The sequence below is a fragment of the Bradyrhizobium sp. 215_C5_N1_1 genome, from assembly GCF_052075935.1.
GTDB classification, from domain to species: Bacteria; Pseudomonadota; Alphaproteobacteria; order Rhizobiales; family Xanthobacteraceae; genus Bradyrhizobium; species Bradyrhizobium barranii.
This window is the reverse complement of sequence record NZ_CP197228.1, coordinates 4,377,707-4,398,071: the sequence shown is the minus strand read 5'-3', so window position 1 is coordinate 4,398,071 and position 20,365 is coordinate 4,377,707. Positions and strand designations below refer to the sequence as shown.

Genomic DNA, 20,365 nt, shown 5'->3' with positions numbered 1-20,365 from the left:
TAGAGCCGCTTCAGAAGACTCACCCTTTCGCCGCGGTCGACTTTATGAAACCTTGCGCTCATGCGCAGGGTCATCGTCGTCGGTTCTCAGGGAAGCGGAAAGACGAGCCTCTCCCGAAGTCTCGGGCGGAAGCTTGGACTGCCCGTGGTGCATCTCGACGTGCTCTACTGGCGGCCGGGATGGAAGCCATCCGACAAGGCCAGCTTCCGTCTACGCGTCGCGGAGGAGATCGCGGGCGACGCATGGGTCATCGACGGCAGCTTCTCGGGGCTCGCCTTCGATCTCACGCTTGCGCGTGCCGACACCCTGGTCGTCATCGACCGCCCACGCTGGCTCTGCCAGTGGCGCATTCTCTGGCGCTCCGCGTTCGATCGCGACACGACGCGACCCGATCTGCCCGAGGGATGTCCGGAACAGTTCGACTGGAAACTGATGAAGGAGGCGTGGCGCTACGACACCGAGCGCGTGCCCGTCATCGAGGCCGAGCGCCTTCAATATGGCCCCGATGTCCCGGTCGTGCGCCTGAGACGCGACCGGGACATCCAGGGTTTTCTGGAGTCGGTTTCAGTGCACGGCGAGTGATCCATCGCCGTGACGTCGGACTGGACGGTCAGGCCTTCTTCTGCGCGACACGCGCTGCGAAGGCCTTCAGCAGTGCCGCATCCACCGCTTCGCCATTCGCATCCGCGGCGAGGTGCTCGAACCAGCGTGCAAAGCCTTCGTAGATCTGGCTCGCCGGATGGTCGGGCCCGAGGAAACCCGAGATCTCCCGCATCTCCGCGACCCAGCGATAGGCCTTCGGGATCATGTCCGGCAGCGCGACTTCGAGCCGGGCCAGGACCGCGGGCTGGCTCAGCGCGAGCTCGTCGCGCAGCGCGTCGGCCGCGCCCGCTTTCGTGGCCGCGACCACCATGGCCGAGCCGATGCCGGCCAGGCCCTTGACGATGCCGGCATAGGACATCTTCAGCGCGGAGGCCGCGCCGACGGGTCCCTCGACAATCCGCACGTCGAGCCCGAGATCCTTCAGCACCGCGAGATCCCCAGCGTACTCGCCGGACAGGTAGAAGGCCGGGCTCTTGCTGCCGGGCTGCGGCGGGAAGCCGATGATGCCGCCATCGACGAACGGCGCCTGCGCCGAGCCGATGATCTCCTCGATTCTTTGAACGGTATCGACATTGACCGCGTTGCAGTCGACGACGATGGGTTTCTTCTCGCGCCGGACGATCAGCGCCGCCAGGCGTTCGGCCAAAGCCACGGCTTCGCCCGGCGGCACGATCGAAAGGATGATGTCGGCCTCCGCGATCGCGTCGTCCTCGGCGCCGATCATGCCGGCATCCGCGGCGCGCTTTTGCGTCGCCTCGCTGCGCCCCTTCAACGACGTCAGCACGCGCGCACCGTTTTCGCCGAGGCGGCGGGCCACGGCGCTGCCCATGGCGCCGGGCGCGAGGATCGCAATGGTCTTCGTCATCATGCACTCCAGGTCGAATTCCGAGCGAGGTGCTCGATTCAACCGGAAGACTAGCAGAGGACGAAAGTGCTTGCGTGAATGCGGCCATCCGAAACGGGAATGGCCCTACTCCACCTTCGCAGGCTGGGGCTGGAGCGCGGACGCGTTGGCAATGCGCGCGGCGTTCGCCATGCCCGTGAGCGCGGCGGCCTTTTTCGGGTCGGGCGCCGAGCCCGGCTGCACAACGCCGGCCGACATGATCAGGGTCGCGGCATCTTCGGTGCTCATGTCAACCTCGACGATCTTGCTCTTGGGCACGTAGAAGAAGAAGCCCGTGGTCGGGTTCGGCGAGCACGGCAGGAACACGGAGACGTGCTCCTCCTGCCCCGGCAGGCTGCGCGCGACCTCTTCGTTCGGCGACTGCGAGATCAGCACGATCGACCACATTCCCGGCGACGGAAACTCGACCAGGCCGACTTTGCGGAAGCTCGAGCCCTTGCCCGAGAACAGCGTCTCGAACACCTGCTTCAGGCCGCGATAGATGGCGCGCACCGCCGGAATCCGGCCGAGGAAGGTCTCGCCGATATCGACCAGCGTCCGGCCGATCAGATTGGCGGCGAGGAAGCCGACCAGCGTCAGCGTGAAGAATGCGACAATCAGTCCCCAACCTGGAACGACATACGGCAGATAGGTTTCGGGCCGGTAGGCCAGCGGCACGAACGGCCGCACCACGCCGTCAACCCAGGTGACGAACCACCAGACCAGATACAGCGTGATGGCAATTGGCCCCGTCACGACGAGGCCGGTCAGAAAATAATTGCGGAAGCGGCCCATCAGGCCGGTATGCGGTTCCGGGATGGGATCAAGCGGCGCAGGCGCGTCGTCGCGGGGGGTCATTCGGGTTCCAGGTCGGTCGCTGCACTCAAGCTAGGGTCTTCTAGCAGGTTTTGGAAGACTACCTAGCGTTCCGGCCTGATCCCTTCTGCCTATTCCACGGTCACCGATTTCGCGAGGTTGCGCGGCTGGTCGACATCGGTGCCCATGATGACCGCCGTATGATAGGCGAGCAGTTGCACGGGGACGGCATAGACCATCGGCGTGAACGCCGCCGCCATGTCGGGCATGACGATGGTGACGAGGGACTCGACGGTCGCCTCCTCCGCGCCCTTGGCGTCGGTCATCAGGATGATCCTGCCGCCGCGGGCGGCAACCTCCTGCATGTTGGAGACGGTCTTTTCGAACACGCGGTCGTAGGGGGCGATGACGACGACCGGCATGGTCTCGTCGATCAGCGCGATCGGCCCGTGCTTCAGCTCGCCGGCGGCATAGCCCTCGGCATGGATATAGGAGATCTCCTTCAGCTTCAGCGCGCCTTCGAGCGCGAGCGGAAAGCTGGTGCCGCGGCCGAGATAGAGCACGTCGCGCGATTTGGCGATCTCACGCGCGAGCTTCTCGATCTGGAGCTCGGTGGTGAGCGCGTCCGACATCAGGCGCGGGATCTCGACGAGGCCATGAACGAGCTTGGTCTCGTCCTCGTCGGACAATTCGCCGCGGGCCTTGCCGGCCGCGATCGCTAGGTTTGCCAGCACCATGAGCTGGCAGGTGAAGGCCTTGGTCGAGGCGACGCCGATCTCGGGACCGGCCAGCGTCTGCAGCACGGTCTCGCTCTCGCGCGCGATCGTCGAGGTCGGCACGTTGACGACGGCCACCGTGTGCACACCCTCGGCCTTGGCATAACGCAGCGCGGCCAGCGTGTCGGCGGTCTCGCCCGACTGCGAGATGAAGATGGCGAGATCGCCCTTGCGCAACGGCGCCTCGCGGTAGCGGAATTCGGAGGCGACATCGACCTCGACCGGCACGCGCGCAAAGCGTTCGAACCAGTATTTCGCGACGAAGCCGGCATAGCTCGCGGTGCCGCAGGCGGTGATGTTGATGCGCTGGATGCTCTTGAAGTCGAAGGGCAGCTTGACCGGCAGCGAGACGCGCTCGGTCGCCATGTCGACATAGCGCGCCAGCGTGTGGCCGACCACTTCCGGCTGCTCGTGAATTTCCTTCGCCATGAAGTGGCGGTAATTGGCCTTGTCGACCAGCGAGGTCGAGGCGGCGTGCTTGATCTTCTCGCGCTGGACGGCGTGGCCGTCCTTGTCGAAGACCGTGGCGCCCTTGCGCGTCAGCACGACCCAGTCGCCGTCTTCGAGATAGCTGATCGTGTCGGTGAAGGGGCCGAGCGCGATGGCGTCGGAGCCGAGATACATCTCGCCGTCGCCATATCCGATCGCGAGCGGCGGGCCATTGCGGGCGCCGATCATGAGATCGTCGTCACCGGCGAAGATGAAGCCGAGCGCGAAGGCGCCGCGCAGCCGCGCCAGCGTCAGCTTCACCGCTTCCACGGGCTTGTTGCCGCGCGTGAGCAGATCGTCCACGAGATGCAGCACGATCTCGGTGTCGGTCTCGGTGTGGAACACCGTGCCCTTTTTCTCGAGCTCCTCGCGCAGCTCGCGGAAATTCTCGATGATGCCGTTATGGACCACGGCAACGCGTTCGGTCGCGTGCGGATGGGCATTGTTGACGGTCGGCTTGCCGTGGGTGGCCCAGCGGGTGTGGCCGATGCCGGTCGTGCCCTTCAACGGCTCGGCTTCCAGCCGCTTCTCCAGGTTCTTCAGCTTGCCCTCGGCGCGGCGGCGCGCGAGATGCTTGCCTTCGAGCGTGGCGACGCCAGCGGAGTCGTAGCCGCGATATTCAAGACGTTTGAGCGAATCCACCAATTGCTCTGCAACCGGCGTGCGCCCGAGAATGCCGACAATCCCGCACATGCGGATCAATATCCCCCAAATCGTCGAAAAATCGCCTAAACGATCCGCTCGGTCTTTAGCGAAGTTCCTAAGGAACCAGATACTCAATAATTATTGCGGATTGAGACAGCGCCGGTTCGCTTCCGATTTCGACTGCGTCGAATTGGCCGGCCTTAAACCGCGCGAATTAACTTGTTGTCAATAAGTTTGACCAACGATTCCCGGCCAGGGAGTAAGGTCATGAAAAGCTCGTCCGGCCGCAAAGGCCTGTCATCGATGTATGCCCACGCCAGCGAGACCACTGGCACGCACCTTGCGCATTGGCCGCCGCCCCAGCGCGGCAAGGAAAGCAAACCCGTCTTCGTCAAGCACGCTGCCGGAGAACCTGCGAAACGGGCCAAGCCGCGCGGCTGGCGCCTGACGCGCGCGATCTTCTCGGAATTCTCCGACGACGAATAGCGGCGCGCCCTACCACCCCAGCATCACGGCCCAGACGAGGAAAATGAGGAGCGCCCAGAACGCTAGCCCGATGACGAGGGCCAAAATCTCGGGCGGATCGTACTCGTTCATTTCCCGCAGCAGCAGTCGCCCCATCCCCGTGACGAATGTGTCAATCAGAAAACTGCTCAGATCGCGCACAAAGCGAGAGGACACCGCAGTTGGCGCTCAGTTCTCCGGCTTCTTTTCCGGCTTCTTGCCGCCGGTCTTCATCTCGCGATAGCGCGCAGCGCCGCCTTCCCGGATGGTCTGCTGATTGCGCTCCAGCGCCATGGCGTCGTCGGGCACATCGCGCGTGATCACCGAGCCTGAGCCGATATAGGCGCCGTTGCCGATCTTCACCGGCGCGACGAGAGAGGAGTTGGTGCCCACGAAGGCACCCTGCCCGATGATCGTCTTGTGCTTCTTGAAGCCGTCGTAGTTGCAGGTGATGGTGCCGGCGCCGATGTTGGAATTGGCGCCGATGGTGGCGTCTCCGATGTAGGAGAGATGGTTGACCTTGACGCCGGCCTCCAGCGTCGCGGCCTTGGTCTCGACGAAATTGCCGATGCGCGCGCCGTCGCCGAGCGAGGTGCCGGGTCGCAGTCGCGCATAGGGGCCGATCGAGACGTTCTTGCCGAGCGTGGTCTGCACGATATGCGAGAAGGAATGGATCACCGTGCCGTCGGCGATCGACACGCCCGCACCGATCACCACGAACGGCTCGATGGTGACGTCATTGCCGAACACGGTATCGGCGGACAGATAAACGGTCTCGGGCGCGATCAGCGTGACGCCTGCTTCCATCGCCGCTTTGCGCAAGCGCGCCTGCATCACGCCTTCGGCCTCCGCGAGCTGCGCCTTGGTGTTGATGCCGCGCACCTCGTCCTCGCTGGTCTCGATCACGACGGACTCCCATCCCTGTTCACGAACGACGCCGACCGCGTCAGTCAGATAATATTCGCCCTTCGAATTCGCATTGCCGATCTTGTCGAGGATCGCGAGTGCACGGCGCCCGTCGATCGCCATCAGGCCGGCATTGCACAGATCGATCTTGCGCTCGTCCGCGCTGGCATCGGCATGCTCGCGGATCGCGACCAGACGGTCGCCCTCGACGATGAAGCGGCCATAGCCGGTGGGATCGGCGGCGCGAAAGCCGAGCGCGGCGATTGCTGCGCCCTTCGCGAGCGGCGCGCGCAGCCGCGCAAAGGTCTCGGCTGAGATCAGCGGCGTGTCGCCGAAGGCAATCAGCAGATCGTCCGCGCCCCGCGCAATCGCCTCGCGCGCCGCCAGCACCGCATGCGCGGTGCCGAGCCGTTCTGCCTGCACGAAGGTGAGCGCATCGGGACGGATGCGTTTCGCCTCGTCCGCGACCGCCTGATGGTCGGGGCCGATCACGACGGCGAGCGAGGTGCCGGTTCCCTTCGGTGTGGCGGCGAGCACGTGCGCGAGCAGGCTCTGGTGGGCGACCGGATGCAGCACTTTCGGCAGGTTCGATCGCATGCGCGTGCCTTCGCCGGCGGCGAGTACGATCGTGAGGCTGGAACGGGCGGTCATCGAAATCCTGTCAAACATGGCCGAATCAACGGGCGGCGGCAGGCCGACGCCGTCATGAGCTGTCGCCTTGCTACCCCCGCAAACGCCCGGAATTCAAGTGCGACGGGGTTTTCCTGTTAATGTTCCCTGATTGATTCGGGGAAGCAGTTCGGGGCTGGGCACTTAACGTTCATGGCAAAGGATTCCGACCCACTGGCGGACGCCTTCGGGGCCAAGGAGACCGGCGGGCTGTTCTCCGGACTTCTGGCCGAGGAAAGCGCGGTCGACCGCAGCACGATGTGGCGGCTGGGCGCGTGGGGCGTGGTTGCCGTCGGCGCCGTCGTGATGGCCGTGATGGCCAATCAGGCCCAGCTCGGCTGGCGCCGTGACCAGGTTGCGTCGGCCGATCTGTCGCGCCAGGCCGACCGGCTCCAGATGCTGACCAAGGAGAGCCAGAACGAGGCCCGCCGCCTCGCCTCCGCCATCGAGACGCTGAACACCGATCGTGACCGGCTCTATTCGCGCGTCACCGTGCTCGAGCAAGGGATGGATTCCGTCACCGGCGCCATCGCCAAGCAGAGCGCGAAGCCGCAGGACGCGCCGGCGCCTGACACCCAGCCCGCGGCGCCGACCGTCGCGCCGGTCGCCTCGACGCCGGCTCCCCCAAGTGACAAGCCGCGCGCGGCAGCCGCGAAGGACCAGGCGAAGGAGCCGACAAAAGACGCCCTGAAGGAGGCCGCAAAGGATCAGTTGATCCCGCCGCCGCAGAACGCCGCCATGGCCTCGCTGGTATCGCAGTCGCCGCTGACAACGTCGGCACTGCCCATGCTTCCGCTGGTGCCATCCAAGTCGATCATGGCGCCACCCGATCCCGCCGCATCGAAGCTGACGCAGCCCGAGACGACGGAGAAGGCCGCCGAGAAGAAGCCCGAACAGGCGCCCGCCCCGACCGAGGTCGCCGCGGCGCCAGCCAAGCCGCCGGAGACGGCCGAGAGCGAGGCCCCTGCAATCGCGGTCCAGCAGACGCGCTTCGCCATCGACCTTGGCGGCGCCAACTCGCTCGACGGCCTGCGCGCGCTCTGGCGCGGCCTGACCAAGTCCAATCCCGAGATCGCGGCGCTGCGGCCGATCATCATGATCAAGGAAGGCAATGCCGGCCTCGGCATGCAGCTCCGCTTGGGGGCCGGCCCGCTGATCAATGCCGCCGCCGCCGCAAAGCTCTGCGCGGGCCTCGCCGAGAACGACCGCCATTGCGAGACCACCGTGTTCGACGGCCAGCGGCTGTCGATGCGCGGCGGATCGGAGAAGGGACAAGAGAAGACTCAGGACCGGGTTCAGGAGAAGAACGCGGACAAGAACCAGGACTCCGTCCCGCAAGCCGAGACTGCGCCGGCGCCCGCTCCGGCCGCCAAACCGGAGAAGCGCCGCCGCAGCTACTCCTCAAAACGCTCGTCGAAGCGCGAGGAGCCCGCGCCTGCCCCCGCGCCTCAGCCGCCGGCCGCACCGGCGAAGCCGGAGACGGCCTCGACGGGATCGACGCTGTCGTCGTTCTTCAGGCGGTAGGAACGCTCAAATAACAAGCATCAACGCAGGGGTGATCGACAATGGTTGATGCTGGAATCCGAGCGCGCGTTGTTCGTTTCCTGAACGGAGACTTTGTGCCGGAGGATCTGGCGCGTATTTTTCTATTTGCCAGAGATCGCTGCGATGGAAGAGAACCTGTTCAGGAAATCGGCGACTTCGTCGCTCATAAGGCCGAACGCAACAAAGGGATAGTTACTCGGGAAGTGCGCGATTGGGCTCTGATCGCCTTCTTCATGTCTTTCTTCAATAGACACCCGCCTGGGGCCAATCCGTACATCACGAACAGATCACTGCCATCCCAGTTCGTGCCTTGGCTGCACGCGACCCTCAGACGCGCTCCGCCGCGCCTCCGAAAATTCCCGATGGCGAAGGCAAAAAAGCTAGTCGAGACGATCGAACAAAAGATCGTCCGCACTAACTTCGGAACGATAAGCGTGGAACGGCTCAACGCGGAAGAGCTGGATTATATTGACAAATTGACGAGTAGCTTTGTCGTCCGGCCTGCATTTACGTCTGATCGACTGTTCACCGATCTGAAGGCAACCCTGAGAAGCAGCGGAGTGCTCGAACCCAAGGAAAGCAACGCTTTCGATCAACAAAAGCGCCTGACTGAGCTCTTCGCGGTAACGCTCATGCACGGTTGCGCTGTCGATCTAGGAGACGGCTTGAACACGACTCTGATGGCATCCGATCCAATAAATGGCGGCCCAATCAGCGTTGATGCCGGAATTCCAGTGCCCAATCCAGGGGGAGTCCCACTGGCCATCGCGACGGCGATGTACAAGACTGAGCTTTCGCCTCAGGGCAATATGGAGGAGGACCTGATTAACGCACCACAACCTTGGGCATTCGAGCTGGAATTGAGGCCCAATGGTCTCCTGTGTCGCTTGGGTTAGCCACAGCGCGCGCGAGCTCGGTCTCATCGCCTAATTGGCGATTATGCAATGGGCAGAAATATCCACCTCGCCTGTTGCCCCCTCCCGTCATCCCGACCATATTGCGCCCATGACAAAAAAGCCCTTCCGCCTCACGCCCTACCAGGTGCAGTTCCTGATCGTCGTCGGCTTCGTGTCCGTCGGCTACGCGATCTATCTGCGCTATCTCGGCATCGAGAACTCGACCGTTGGCCTCGCCTGTGACGCCGGCCTGCAGACTCTAATCTGCAAGGCGCGCACAGTCTCGACGGTGCTGTTCAAGAATTCGGTGTTCGGCATCGTCGCGCTGGTGGTTGCGACGCTGAACCTGATGCGGCCGTCGATCGTGCTGCTGACCGTCGGCATCGTCGCCGCCGGCCTCGGCATCGTGCTCTACAATGTCGTGCTGTCGGGCCTTGCGATCGGCCTGTTCATTCTTGGATTTGCTCGGCCCGCGCCCGCCACAGCGTGAACGCGAACAGCAAGTAGATCGCGCAGGTCCACAGCGACTGCCAGTTCTCGCGGCCCTCGTTGAACAGCACATAGGCGGCCGCCAGCGTGAGCAGGCCCGCGAATACCGATTCCGCAATCGGACGCTGGCCGATCTGCGGCCGGTTCAGCATCAGCACCGCGAACGGCACCACCGCCATCGTCAGCGAGGCGTAGGGGAAGTCGTGGTAGCGCGAGTCGAACACGAAGGCGAGCGCGGTCTGCGCCGCGATCACCGCGGTCACCGCCAGCGTCAGGCCGAGCACGGCGGTGAGCTTCGACCATTTGCGGCCCTCGCGCGGGCCGAGCAGATCGAGGAAGGTCGGAAGGCTGCGGCCGATCACCATCGCCTGCGCGCAGAAGATCGGCGACAGGATGCCGGCCAGAAGCAGCGCGCCCCAGTGCAGCCAGCCGCCGATGCCGTAGCTCTCATAATACATCTTGTCGACGCCGATCCCGAGCAGGGTGCCCGCTGACGTCGCCGAGATCGCGACGCCGAGCCAGGCCGAGAAGCGCGGCGTCCACGGCCGCCTGCGCAGCGTGAGGCCGGCGACCGCGAACACCAGCACGCAGAGGCCCATGCCGGCGCCCATGTACCATTTCCAGTACGGGAAATTGCTGATCGGCTGGCCCGGCGGATATTTCAGGTTCCGGCGCACCGAGTCGTACAGGCCCCAATAGCCGCCGACGGTGCCTTCCAGCTTGCGCTTCCAGGGCTGGTCATAGGACTCGATCAGATTGACGCGAAACTTGTTCGCTTTCGCCAGGCCCAGGATTTCCGAGACGACGCGCGCCTGGTTGGTGCGCGACGGCAGCGCGCCCTCGCGCATGCGCCCTTCGCTGGGCCAGCCGGTTTCGCCGATCAGGATCTCCTTGCCGGGGAACGCGACCGCCATGCGCTCGCGGATCGCCTCGACATGGCTCGCTGCGAACTTCGCCTTCACCGGAACATCCTCCCAATAAGGCAGGATGTGGATCGTGACGAAGTCGACGGCGTCATAGACCTCGCGATTCCTGAGCCAGAACTCCCAGACGTCGGCATAGGTGACGGGCACGCTGACCTGCGCCTTCACCGAGCGGATGATGGAGACGAGGTCCGCGGTCGTCATCTCGCCGCGCAACAGCACCTCGTTGCCGACGATGACGCTGGTGATGATGCCGGGAAATTCCTTGGAGAGGCGGACGGCGAGCGCGGCCTGCTCAAAATTCTTGGCGCGGTTGCTGGAGAGCCAGATGCCCTGGAGCACCTTCAGCCCGCCGACCTTGGCGGCGATCGCCGGCACCTGGTCGAGCCCGTTCTCCATCGAATAGGTGCGGACGCAGTCGGTGATCTCCTTGAGCTGGCGCAAATCCTGCTCGATTTGGTCGGCCTCGATATGGGTCCACGCGTTCAGCGGCGACTGTTCCCCGCGGAACGGCGCATAGGAGACGCATTGGACCTTGTCGGCCGGGTCGATCGGGGCGCGCGCGAGCGTGATTGGCGTGGCCAGCCACCACCACACGGCAGCAATCGCACCCAGTGAAACGAGCAGAAGCGCCAGTGGCGTACGAAGAGAAATCGGTTCCGTCCTCCGCGAGGTGCCGTCGATTACCTGCTCACGCGCCATCTGCCAAGGGGTGTGTCCGGGATGGATCCTTCCCTCCCCCGAGGAATTTACCTGCGGCCGTTCGACAGAGGCCTAGGATCGTGACTTTGCTGGACAAAATTTCAAATTCAGGTCATGGACTCGGCAGGACTTTGCCGCCGCATTGGGGACCCATTTGGACGCCATCACCGGCGAGTCCGCGAGGTCCTGGCGCGGGCGGTCAGCTGATATATTGGGGAATTCATGCGGCAACGGGTGTTCGAGTTACGAAATGCGGTCCTGCGGCAGTTCGCCGCCACCTTGGCCGTCGCCTCCCTGGTCGTGATGGTCGGTCTCGGTGGCGCCTCCGCCCAGAGCGGCACGCCCGCCCCGGACCAGGGCAAGGCAGCCGCCCAGCCCGCCGATGCCGCCGCCAAGGACGCCGCCCAGAACCAGCGCCGCACCGACGAGTTCGCCGAAGCAGCCCAGGTCATCAACGGCCCGGCCGGCAACCCCGAATGCGTCTGGCTCGGCCGGCGCGTGGTGCGGCTGATGTGGCGCGACGACCTCGATACCGCGTTCCGCCATCTCGACCTCTACGACCGCTTCGGCTGCCCCGGCGGCCACATCCAGGCCGCCTTCCGCTGCCTGACCCGCTTTGGCGGCCAGATCGATCCCAAGGTCGCCGAGACCCTGGACAGCCGCGTGCACGCCTGCTGGATCAACCCGGCATCCCAGCCGCAGCAGGCGTCAGCCAGCGCCTCCCAGCCGGCGGCGCCAACCACGGGCAATTCGCAGGCCCCGCAGCCGGCCGCGAGCCCCGCGCCTGCGGCAAGCCCGACACCGGCGCCCTCGAAATAGCCGCGATCGTTTCAGCCGCCGTTCAGGAACGATCGGCGATAGAAGCGGTTGGCACTGCCGCACATTCCGAAACTGTCATGCCCTCATACGGTCATGAGGCCATGACAGTTGTGAAACCGCGCGGCAGAGGTATGCTCCATTTGCCGCGGACTCGGTCGGATCTCGGGGTCGGATCCGCTTCCCTGCCACCTCAGCCCCTTTTGGTTTAGCCGCGATGCGCGTTGTCGCCGCCGTTCTGTTGCTTGTGTCCGTGCTTCACGCCGGCATCTGGGGAGTCCTGCGCGACAAGGAACCCGCGCCCGACTTCAAGGGCCTGCTGCCCAGCGTCTCCTACGCCCCGTTCGAAGGCGCGGCGCACCCCGACATCGACAACATCCCCACCGTCGAGAAAATCCGCGCCGACCTGAAGACGCTGTCGACGATGACGCGCGCGATCCGTCTCTATTCGTCCACCGGCGGCGTGGAGCTGGTGCCGCCGATCGCGGCCGAGTTCGGCCTCAAGGTCACCGTCGGCGCCTGGATCGACAAGGACAAGGATCGCAACGAGCGCGAGATCAAGGCCGCCATCGAACTCGCCCGCAAGAACAGCAACGTCGTCGGCGTCGTGGTCGGCAACGAGGTGATCTACCGCGGCGAGCAGAAGGTCGAAGACCTCATCGACATGATCAAGAAGGTGAAGGGCTCGGTCCGCGTGCCCGTCACGACCGGCGAGATCTGGAACATCTGGCGCGACAATCCCGACCTTGCCTCCAACGTCGACTTCATCGCCGCCCACGTGCTGCCCTATTGGGAAAACTTCCGCTCGGACCAGGCCGTCGACCAGGCCGTCGATCGCTACAACCTGCTGCGCAACCTGTTCCCGGGCAAGCGCATCGTGATCGCCGAATTCGGCTGGCCGAGCCAGGGCTACAACCTTCGCAACGCCGACCCCGGTCCGTTCCAGCAGGCGCTGACCCTGCGCAACTTCGTCAGCCGCGCCGAAGCCATCGGCATGGAATATAACATCGTCGAAGCCATCGATCAGCCCTGGAAATATTTCGAGGGCGGCGTCGGCCCGTACTGGGGCATCCTCAACGCCAGCCGCGAGCCGAAATTCGCCTGGACCGGCCCGGTCGAGAATCCCGACTACTGGAAGCTGATGGGAATTGCGCTGCTGGTCGGCATCCTCCTGTCGCTGCCGATCCTGCGGCTGGAGCAACCGACCGCCAGGCAGGCGTTCCTGCTGTCGGCGACCGCCAACGGCGTCGGCGCCTGGGCCGCGACGGTGTTCGCGTTCTGGAACGACCACTATTTCATCTTCGGCTCGGCCTTCGCGCTCACGCTCGGCATGATCCTGCTTGTTCCCCTGGTCCTCATCGCGATGGCGCGCGTCGACGAGATCGCGGCGGTGGCCTTGGGCCGGCCGCCGCAGCGGCTGCTCTCCAAGACCAAGCCGGTCGAGAACGTTCCCGAGAATTACTACCCGAAGGTCTCGATCCACATCCCCGCCTATTTCGAGCCGGTCGAGATGCTGAAGCAGACGCTCGATGCGCTGTCGCGGCTGAACTATCCGAACTACGAATGCGTCGTCATCATCAACAACACGCCCGATCCCGCGTTCTGGCAGCCGATCCAGGACCATTGCCGCGCGCTCGGTGAACGCTTCAAGTTCATCAACGCCGAGAAGGTGCAGGGCTTCAAGGCCGGCGCGCTGCGGATCGCGATGGACCGCACCGCCGTCGATGCCGAGATCATCGGCATCCTCGATGCCGACTATGTCGTCGATCCCGACTGGCTGAAGGACCTCGTGCCGGCTTTCGCCGACCCGCGCGTCGGCCTCGTGCAGGCGCCGCAGGAGCATCGCGACGGCGACCTGTCGATCATGCACTACATCATGAACGGCGAATATGCCGGCTTCTTCGACATCGGCATGGTCCAGCGCAACGAAGCCAACGCCATCATCGTGCACGGCACGATGTGCCTGATCCGCCGCGCCGCGATGGACATGGCCGGCGGCTGGTCGTCCGACACGATCTGCGAGGACAGCGATCTCGGCCTTGCGATCCAGGAGCTCGGCTGGACCACCCACTACACCAATCACCGCTACGGCCAGGGCCTGCTCCCCGACACCTACGAGGCCTTCAAGAAGCAGCGTCACCGCTGGGCCTATGGCGGCCTCCAGATCGTGAAGAAGCACTGGCGGCACTTCCTGCCCGGCCGCAGCCGGCTGACGCCCGACCAGAAGCGCGAATATGGCTTGGGCTGGCTGAACTGGCTCGGCGCCGAAAGCCTCGGCGTGGTGGTGGCGCTGCTCAACCTCATCTGGGTGCCGATCGTCGCTTTCGCCGACATCGCCATCCCCGACAAGATCCTGACCCTGCCGATCATCGGCGCCTTCATCGTCTCGCTCGCGCACTTCCTGTCGATGTACCGCGCGCGCGTCGCGATCAAACCCGGCCAGATGATGGGCGCGATGATCGCCGCGATGAGCGTGCAATGGACGGTGTCGCGCGCGGTGGCACAAGGTCTCATCACCGAGCACATCGCGTTCGCGCGCACCTCCAAGGGCGGCCTGTCCAGGATGTCGATCGAGTTCCAGGCGTTCTGGGAGGCCGTCATCGGCACCCTGCTGGTGATCGGCGCCGGCGTGCTGATCGCCTCCAACAGCTATCGCCAGATCACCGAGATCTACATCTTCGCCGGCGTCCTGGTGCTGCAAAGCCTGCCGTTCCTGGCCGCGGTCGCGATCGCGATCCTCGAGCTCAGCCGCATCAACTCGTTCCAGTTCTGGCGCGACAGCGCGATCCGCACCGCCGAGCTGATCGGCCTGCGCCCGGTTGCGCTGCCGACCCCCGCCGGCACGCCGCAACCGGTGCCGAGCGAGGTCCGGCGGGAAGCGAACTGACGAACGAACGGCCTCTCGGCGCGGGTGAAACCTCCGCGCCGGCAAGCCACCGGCGCTGTTCGGCGTGGATAGCGGGCCGCCAATCGAGTTGAAAATTCTGGCCTAAGCGGCGGAAAGCGCGAGCGAATCCCCGCCTCCGCCAAGAGTTTGGGCCGCCACTCGCACTATTGACCTCAGCGCCCCGTCCCCCTACACAGCGCGGGCCGAAAGCATGATCCGGAAACAGCCGGTTTTTCCCCGCGACGCCAGTTGAGGCAGCGGCAAGACATGCTTCTCGAATGTCCGAAGACGATGGCGATCGATCTTGAAAGCCATCAGCGGCCATGGGAGCGCGTAGCTCAGCCGGTAGAGCACGTGACTTTTAATCACGGGGTCCTGGGTTCGAGCCCCAGCGCGCTCACCAAGCCGAAACAATAACTTAAGCGAAATCACAAGCCGACCGAAAAAGCCGTGTGAGGGCACTGTGTTGGCAAATTGATTGCCGATCAGAGCGTCGAGGATGGCAGCGCGGCAATTGCGCGCGATCGCCATGAGGCCGGCGCGCTCAAGCGGCAGCGCGCCCTCCCCGTCCGCCAGATCCGGGCAGATGCGCTCCATGCGCGCGAAAGAGCCCCACTAGGGCCGGCGCAACACCCCAAGCAGGTCGGCGACATCGATCACATCAAGGTCTTCGCGACGGTGGGCGCCGCGGAACGATGGTTTGAGGAGAACGACCCGGAGGGCGTCGCCTTCGAATACGATGTGATCGAGTGATGTGGAGCGGATAATCAGCGCCACATCGTTGGTGGGCTCAGGGCCTTGCGACCCGCTGCTTTCAACGCGTCGGTTGAGAACTGTCCATGTGCCGCGGCATCGAGCAGCTTCGAAGCAACGTACGCTCTGGCGCCCGTCTCGCTTACAGGAATATTTTCGCAAACTTCATCGAGCACCGCCCTGAGCAGCGCAGTCATTTCAGCATCAAACACGCCGAACTCCCGAAATTGAGAGGATACTGAACGCTGCACAAGCGGAATATATTCGCTTGGCAGCGTTCGCCGCGTATTCCGGTCTGGGCTCTGAAATCCCAGCGCCTTCCAAATTGGCACCTGTCTGTCAAAGTAATGTGACAGCTTCCTCGGCCACATCAACAGGAGTTTGCAGGGCCTGCCAAGGCCCGCCAGCGTGAACCGGCAGCCTGAAACCTTCCCAGGTTTCGTACGTAAAATCTCTATCCGAGGTTTTTGTTAGTTCCCATCTCGGGGCTGGAAATGAACACCGCCGCCGGGACAATGTATTAGAGCCCGGCGGCGTATTTGTTAGCGCCTGAACCGGCGCGCGCCTCGAGCGGCGGCTTCCACCTGAATTTGTAGGGCAGATTTTTTTCTAACCTGAGTTAGTTTTTTCTATGCCCAGCGTCGACTACCCCAATTTTTCTGCGCGTAGAGCAAGGGGTCGACCGGGTGGTTCAACAACTGGGACTGGAGGATTGGGCCTGGCAAATCGCCGCCGACGTGTATCGCTTGAATCTGTATAGCCGACTCACCGGACGAGCGGCCCCGGGAGACGCCGTTTCAGACGAACAGCTTGCCAGAGCAATCCACGAAAGCTTCACTCAAACGAACGACGGCGCCTATCGAGAAATGGTTGAGTTAGCGACCGATGCCGCTTTATCGGCCTACGATCGTGTCGTCTCACGCAATGTCAAACAGGCGCGCGCTCAACTAGCGAACTAACGGCTCGTCGGCGGATGATGACTAGCCTGCCCCGCAAGAGAACCCCGCCGACCTTGTGAGTCGGCGGGCTTATCTCTACCGCTTCAACCGGCGGCGATGCGTCATCAGCCGTTACCGGACGCCGCTCCGATGCATTGATGCCGCAATCGGCGCGATGTTATGCTAGTCACAGAACCGGGAGTTTCTCGATGCGCAAAATCGCCGTCGCTGTCATGTTCGCCCTGATCGCACAGACCGCATTGGCTCAGGACCATGTTCCAATGTACGGCGAGTCCAAGGACAAGACGGAGGCCGAGAAGGCGGACGACATTCGGGCCGAGCGCGCCTATCAACGCTCCCTCGGCAATGTTCCCAACCAGAAGGCAGTCGATCCGTGGGGAACTGCCCGCGGCGACGAAGCGAAGAAGCCGGCCACGCCGGCCAAACCGGTAGTGAAACATTCGTCCAAGGCCAAGAGCGGCAGCCCCCCCAACTAGCGAATTCTAAAGGGGGGCCGCCAGCGCGAACCGGCGGGTCAGCGCTTCGCTGCGTTGCCAGCTAATTCCATCGCGAGATCTAGGGCTGCGATTCCAATTTGGTCGGTCGGACGGGATCTACAGCGCTGTAAAGTCACCGCCTCCAACAATCGCCTCTATCATAGAGCGACGGCCGGCGAGGCTGCCATCGAGCATCCAGCCAAAGCTTATGCCGTGGCGACGGCAATAGCCGGCCAATTCTTGTGAAGCGCAGAAGCCTGGTGCGTGCGGAGCCGGATCCTGAGCGCGGTGGCTCAAGGGCTACGAGTGTTGGTCCACGGGTCTGCAACCTTGGGGAAAACGCTCCCTAGGTCAGTCGGACTGCATTTTCCGAATCAACCAGATGTGCGCGCCCTCGTGTGTGATCTTGCTTGGGGGTATGCGTGAGCCAGTTTCTGTCGGTGCTGCTATTGCTGACGACATTGACGCTGACGGTGTGTTTCGGCGTGGCGGCCTGGCGCCAGTCCGCCGGCAGAGACGTCGATATCACCGCCACCATTTCACATCGGGAAACCGGCTGGAGGTCGGAACGGAGCAACTGAGACCCCGCGCTCGCTCTCGCGAGAGAGTTTTGAAGTCACCGTTGGCGCGCGCCAGCTCGATTGCGATGCCCCCCGGGCTTGATCTCGAAAATGCATCGGGGCGCAGCAGCCCCTGTTGCGGCCTCTAAGTGGAGCGGCCCCTCACGGATAACGTCTCGGTGAATGAAACCGTTCGCCGCATCACGCGAAGCACTCAGGAAACAATCCGGGTCCAGTGTCTCGTCACCCACGAGGGGATCTCAAAATGATTATTCTCAAGGTCTCTGCTGTTGTTCTTGGCGCTGGCATCCTTTTCACGATGTACTCAGGGGAGCTAAGCGCAGACGTCGTGCTTGCCATCGTGTCCTGCTTGGCATGACAAGAAGACCGGCCAACGTGAACTCGAGGGCCAGTACTGCCAACTGCTTCGCTTGAACTATCTTCAGCTTTCCGGAGCCGACGTCGCAGCCGGCACACTCAGCGGCGCTCCCCCAACTGAAACCGGCCCGACAGACTTCGACTGCCGAACCATCCGCTTCCGCATCGCGGCCGACAGTCCATAGCGCGCGTTCGCTTTTCGGATCGAGGACGTGACGTCCGACATCATTGCATTCTGCAGCGTGTCGACCTTCGCGATGAGCGTGGACAGCTGTGAAGATATCTTCCTCACATCCACCCGTTCGTCCGTGATGCTCTGTCGCAGAGACAACAGCACCATTGAATCCTGCTGCAGCAGGGCTGCATTTTGCTGCAAGGCGTGGTTGTTCTCCTGCAGCGAAGCCGTGTGTTGCTGCTGGGCCGACTGAATGTCCTTCAAGGCAGCGACAACCGGATCCGCCTTTGGCGCGGAAGCTTCCCGGCGCGGAAGCAGTTCAGCCAGACTGCTGAGATTCGGCGACGGAAGATCGGCCGGCAATGTATGGATCGCCGCCGCACCATTGATGGCCAAGGCACACACCGACAGTGCCAGGACCGATTTCCGGCTGGACCGCTTGCTCGATGCCGGAGCTTCCGGGGCTGCGGGCTCGAGTGCTGCGACTGCGAGCGCGAGCGCCGCGGGGTCGAGTTGTTCGACGAGGCCTTGCGCCTCGGATGTCGTGGTCATGTCCATTGACCTCAAATGAGCGAGCAACAGGAAGCCGACGCCGGAACGTCCTCGCGACGGCTCCTCTACGCAGCACCCACCTACAACTGCCTAAAATTGTGGGCATTTTGGATTAATTCCACGTTAGCGACATGGCCGCCTGGCAGGCCCGGCCGCCCCGGCCGATTACGGGGGGCGAAGGGACGGAATGAGTCACGCGGCAGCCTGCTTCGAAGCACCAAAGCCGAGAGACAAGGCCCCTGAAAGGTGTAAGATTCACGAGAACCGGAGGAACGGCATGTTTGAAATCAGCGGTTTCGACACGGCAGGCGTCGTCAGCCTCAAGCGGCTGTCACTCGCGGTCGCCCTCAAGAAGGCCCGAGAGCTTGTCGAAGACGGGTGCTGGGACGTTCAGATCGTCGATCCAACCGGGCGCGTACACACCTCGTTTGAGGAGCAGGCCGCTTAGCGTAGCGCTGGACCGGCTCCGCGGCTAGCTCATCAAGAGCACGCTGATCAGGAGCACACTGATCCGGAGCACACCCGGTCTCACGCCTGACGGCCCGTCTCTCAGTACCGCCGATAATAATTCTCTGGCCGGTCCTGGAATTGTAGTGGAACCGTGCCGTTGGGGTAGCAGACACCGTCGCGGATATCGACGTCAGCGCGGTGGCCGCATGGCACCGGACGCCGGCGCATTCCATAGTAAGGCCGCGGGCCCTGATAGTATCCCTGCAGCGCCGCCTGGTCTTCGGGACGGAGATAGCCGTTGGGATAGCACATCCCGTCGCGGGCGCTCTGATCCCAATGATCGCCGCACGGCGGCGGATGCCTCGGTACGCCGCGATACTGCACCTCGAGCGGGCGTTCGACAGCTGCGGCAGGCGCCGTTGCACCGCCATGAAGAGCAAGGATTGTCGCAATAGTGGTGATCAACATCGAAGCGGTCCTCCAAGGCCGCAAGATAGACAACCCCTCGGAATGACGCCTGAACGCGACGAGAGCGCCACGACCATCAGGGTCGGCCGATGGCACGACGGCGGCCACCGCGCTGCACTGGACGCTGCAGCTGTCTGCAGTTCCAAGGGCCTTGCCACAAAAGCCGGGAGACAACGCCCTCGAAAGGTGTAAGATTCAGGAAAACCGGAGGAACGGCATGTTTGAAATCAGCGGTTTCGACACGGCAGGCGTCGTCAGCCTCAAGCGGCTGTCACTCGCGGCCGCCCTCAAGAAGGCCAGAGAGCTCGTCGAAGACGGGTGCTGGGACGTTCAGATCGTCGATCCGGCTGGGCAGGTCTACACCTCGTTCGAGGAGCAAGCCGCTTAGTCGCGCCCGCCCCTCGGCACTTTTCAGAAATCATCCGCCCGATCACGCTTCGCGAGCCGTGGCCGTGACCGCGATCGAAATGAAAACCCCAGCGCCTGGTAGGGAGCGCTGGGGCGTTTTCAAAATATCAATCGGTAAAAGCAATGAGGCCTTCATAGCACCGGTCTCGAAGCGCGAGTGTGAACTGGTTCACACGGCTCCGCCGATCTTCGCGTACCGCGTCCGGGTATAGCTATCCGCCTCGGCCGACGTTGGACGAGGCATTATTGAGCCAGCGCGCCGTTGCTTCATCGCTCCAGCCGGGGACCGCGAAGCGCACGCGAGGATTCGCTTCCGTGCCGAAACGATCGACCGGAGGATGGCGTGTCGCAGGACTGTGCGCACGAGCGTGGTGCGCGGCGTCTGCAGACGTGCACAAGACGATCAAGAGGCCCAGGGCCAAAACTAGACGCATCATATCGGCTCCAATCGAGTCCGCTTCCGCTGATGTAGTACGCCGACCGTCCCACCGCGATCTGACGCGGCTTCACAGCTAGGAGAGCGAAGCGCGAACGCGACGCTCTTGCGATGGAGCGAACCGCCGCTCAACTCCCGCGCGCCGCACCGTTGCCAACCAATTCGTTTGGGAGCACGCTCTCTCCAGGCGCTCAAGACGCC

22 protein-coding genes and 1 tRNA gene are annotated in these 20,365 nt (G+C 63.7%); 14 read left to right on the top strand and 9 right to left on the bottom strand.

Annotated features, from left to right (window positions below; all coding sequences use genetic code 11):
• The first annotated feature begins 144 nt into the window (after window positions 1-144).
• On the top strand, window positions 145-582 hold the full coding sequence (locus AB7G19_RS21215) for an AAA family ATPase (RefSeq protein WP_224580756.1): 438 nt from the start codon (window positions 145-147) through the stop codon (window positions 580-582).
• 28 nt (window positions 583-610) lie between these two features.
• Here the strand turns inward: AB7G19_RS21215 and AB7G19_RS21210 are convergent, their stop codons facing one another.
• The 3 genes from AB7G19_RS21210 to glmS all read right to left on the bottom strand — a co-directional run bounded on the left by AB7G19_RS21210 (window position 611) and on the right by glmS (window position 4,260).
• Window positions 611-1,468, bottom strand: a complete 858-nt coding sequence (locus AB7G19_RS21210; protein WP_354123777.1) for an NAD(P)-dependent oxidoreductase — start codon at window positions 1,466-1,468, stop codon at window positions 611-613.
• Between the two features lie 105 nt (window positions 1,469-1,573).
• Window positions 1,574-2,344: a DUF502 domain-containing protein gene (locus AB7G19_RS21205; protein WP_354265908.1), complete on the bottom strand. Its 771-nt coding sequence runs from the start codon at window positions 2,342-2,344 to the stop codon at window positions 1,574-1,576.
• Between the two features lie 89 nt (window positions 2,345-2,433).
• Entirely contained in the window at window positions 2,434-4,260 is a 1,827-nt protein-coding gene (glmS, locus tag AB7G19_RS21200) for a glutamine--fructose-6-phosphate transaminase (isomerizing) (RefSeq protein WP_063983209.1), read from the bottom strand.
• 219 nt (window positions 4,261-4,479) lie between these two features.
• Between glmS and AB7G19_RS21195 the strand changes: the two genes are divergently transcribed.
• Window positions 4,480-4,698, top strand: a complete 219-nt coding sequence (locus AB7G19_RS21195) for a hypothetical protein (protein WP_028158733.1) — start codon at window positions 4,480-4,482, stop codon at window positions 4,696-4,698.
• Window positions 4,699-4,707: 9 nt separating this feature from the next.
• On the opposite strand, the gene AB7G19_RS21190 is transcribed toward AB7G19_RS21195, so the two are convergent.
• Both AB7G19_RS21190 and glmU read right to left on the bottom strand, forming a co-directional pair.
• Window positions 4,708-4,893 (bottom strand): hypothetical protein, encoded by a 186-nt coding sequence (locus AB7G19_RS21190; RefSeq protein WP_187387697.1) that lies wholly within the window; start codon window positions 4,891-4,893, stop codon window positions 4,708-4,710.
• 12 nt (window positions 4,894-4,905) lie between these two features.
• Window positions 4,906-6,273, bottom strand: a complete 1,368-nt coding sequence (gene glmU / locus AB7G19_RS21185; RefSeq protein WP_063983208.1) for a bifunctional UDP-N-acetylglucosamine diphosphorylase/glucosamine-1-phosphate N-acetyltransferase GlmU — start codon at window positions 6,271-6,273, stop codon at window positions 4,906-4,908.
• A gap of 171 nt (window positions 6,274-6,444) precedes the next feature.
• On the opposite strand from glmU, the gene AB7G19_RS21180 reads away from it, so the two are divergent.
• From AB7G19_RS21180 to AB7G19_RS21170, 3 genes are all read left to right on the top strand, one after another.
• Window positions 6,445-7,815 (top strand): hypothetical protein, encoded by a 1,371-nt coding sequence (locus AB7G19_RS21180; protein ID WP_063983207.1) that lies wholly within the window; start codon window positions 6,445-6,447, stop codon window positions 7,813-7,815.
• 41 nt (window positions 7,816-7,856) lie between these two features.
• Window positions 7,857-8,732 carry a hypothetical protein gene (locus tag AB7G19_RS21175; protein ID WP_063983206.1) on the top strand — a complete coding sequence of 292 codons (876 nt, stop codon included), beginning with the start codon at window positions 7,857-7,859 and terminating at the stop codon, window positions 8,730-8,732.
• A gap of 109 nt (window positions 8,733-8,841) precedes the next feature.
• On the top strand, window positions 8,842-9,222 hold the full coding sequence (locus AB7G19_RS21170) for a hypothetical protein (protein WP_028147889.1): 381 nt from the start codon (window positions 8,842-8,844) through the stop codon (window positions 9,220-9,222).
• Here the strand turns inward: AB7G19_RS21170 and AB7G19_RS21165 are convergent.
• Window positions 9,182-10,846 carry a glycoside hydrolase family 17 protein gene (locus AB7G19_RS21165; RefSeq protein ID WP_187387696.1) on the bottom strand — a complete coding sequence of 555 codons (1,665 nt, stop codon included), beginning with the start codon at window positions 10,844-10,846 and terminating at the stop codon, window positions 9,182-9,184. The two genes, AB7G19_RS21170 and AB7G19_RS21165, sit on opposite strands and share 41 nt — an antisense overlap.
• A gap of 222 nt (window positions 10,847-11,068) precedes the next feature.
• On the opposite strand from AB7G19_RS21165, the gene AB7G19_RS21160 reads away from it, so the two are divergent.
• The 4 genes from AB7G19_RS21160 (at window position 11,069) to AB7G19_RS21145 (ending at window position 15,302) form a co-directional block, all read left to right on the top strand.
• The gene (locus AB7G19_RS21160; protein ID WP_354265910.1) at window positions 11,069-11,665 is read left to right on the top strand and encodes a beta-1-3, beta-1-6-glucan biosynthesis protein; all 597 of its coding nucleotides are present in this window, start codon (window positions 11,069-11,071) and stop codon (window positions 11,663-11,665) included.
• 214 nt (window positions 11,666-11,879) lie between these two features.
• A complete protein-coding gene (locus AB7G19_RS21155; protein ID WP_354112882.1) occupies window positions 11,880-14,549 on the top strand; it encodes a glycosyltransferase in 2,670 nt (889 codons plus the stop codon).
• A gap of 327 nt (window positions 14,550-14,876) precedes the next feature.
• A tRNA-Lys gene (locus tag AB7G19_RS21150) sits at window positions 14,877-14,952 on the top strand.
• Between the two features lie 71 nt (window positions 14,953-15,023).
• A complete protein-coding gene (locus AB7G19_RS21145; protein ID WP_354123755.1) occupies window positions 15,024-15,302 on the top strand; it encodes a hypothetical protein in 279 nt (92 codons plus the stop codon).
• A gap of 14 nt (window positions 15,303-15,316) precedes the next feature.
• Here AB7G19_RS21145 and AB7G19_RS21140 read toward each other — a convergent pair whose 3' ends face one another.
• Window positions 15,317-15,514: a hypothetical protein gene (locus AB7G19_RS21140; RefSeq protein WP_354123754.1), complete on the bottom strand. Its 198-nt coding sequence runs from the start codon at window positions 15,512-15,514 to the stop codon at window positions 15,317-15,319.
• A 474-nt stretch (window positions 15,515-15,988) separates the two neighbouring features.
• On the opposite strand from AB7G19_RS21140, the gene AB7G19_RS21135 reads away from it, so the two are divergent.
• From AB7G19_RS21135 to AB7G19_RS21125, 3 genes are all read left to right on the top strand, one after another.
• The gene (locus AB7G19_RS21135; protein ID WP_166096630.1) at window positions 15,989-16,261 is read left to right on the top strand and encodes a hypothetical protein; all 273 of its coding nucleotides are present in this window, start codon (window positions 15,989-15,991) and stop codon (window positions 16,259-16,261) included.
• 188 nt (window positions 16,262-16,449) lie between these two features.
• Window positions 16,450-16,737, top strand: a complete 288-nt coding sequence (locus tag AB7G19_RS21130) for a hypothetical protein (protein ID WP_166096631.1) — start codon at window positions 16,450-16,452, stop codon at window positions 16,735-16,737.
• A 422-nt stretch (window positions 16,738-17,159) separates the two neighbouring features.
• Window positions 17,160-17,318: a hypothetical protein gene (locus AB7G19_RS21125; protein ID WP_244623041.1), complete on the top strand. Its 159-nt coding sequence runs from the start codon at window positions 17,160-17,162 to the stop codon at window positions 17,316-17,318.
• Between the two features lie 421 nt (window positions 17,319-17,739).
• Here the strand turns inward: AB7G19_RS21125 and AB7G19_RS21120 are convergent, their stop codons facing one another.
• Entirely contained in the window at window positions 17,740-18,408 is a 669-nt protein-coding gene (locus tag AB7G19_RS21120) for a hypothetical protein (protein ID WP_441268054.1), read from the bottom strand.
• A 271-nt stretch (window positions 18,409-18,679) separates the two neighbouring features.
• On the opposite strand from AB7G19_RS21120, the gene AB7G19_RS21115 reads away from it, so the two are divergent.
• Window positions 18,680-18,850 carry a hypothetical protein gene (locus AB7G19_RS21115; RefSeq protein WP_354123752.1) on the top strand — a complete coding sequence of 57 codons (171 nt, stop codon included), beginning with the start codon at window positions 18,680-18,682 and terminating at the stop codon, window positions 18,848-18,850.
• 101 nt (window positions 18,851-18,951) lie between these two features.
• On the opposite strand, the gene AB7G19_RS21110 is transcribed toward AB7G19_RS21115, so the two are convergent.
• Window positions 18,952-19,320: a hypothetical protein gene (locus AB7G19_RS21110; RefSeq protein WP_354123751.1), complete on the bottom strand. Its 369-nt coding sequence runs from the start codon at window positions 19,318-19,320 to the stop codon at window positions 18,952-18,954.
• A 217-nt stretch (window positions 19,321-19,537) separates the two neighbouring features.
• On the opposite strand from AB7G19_RS21110, the gene AB7G19_RS21105 reads away from it, so the two are divergent.
• On the top strand, window positions 19,538-19,708 hold the full coding sequence (locus AB7G19_RS21105; RefSeq protein ID WP_167541702.1) for a hypothetical protein: 171 nt from the start codon (window positions 19,538-19,540) through the stop codon (window positions 19,706-19,708).
• Window positions 19,709-20,365: the final 657 nt, after the last annotated feature.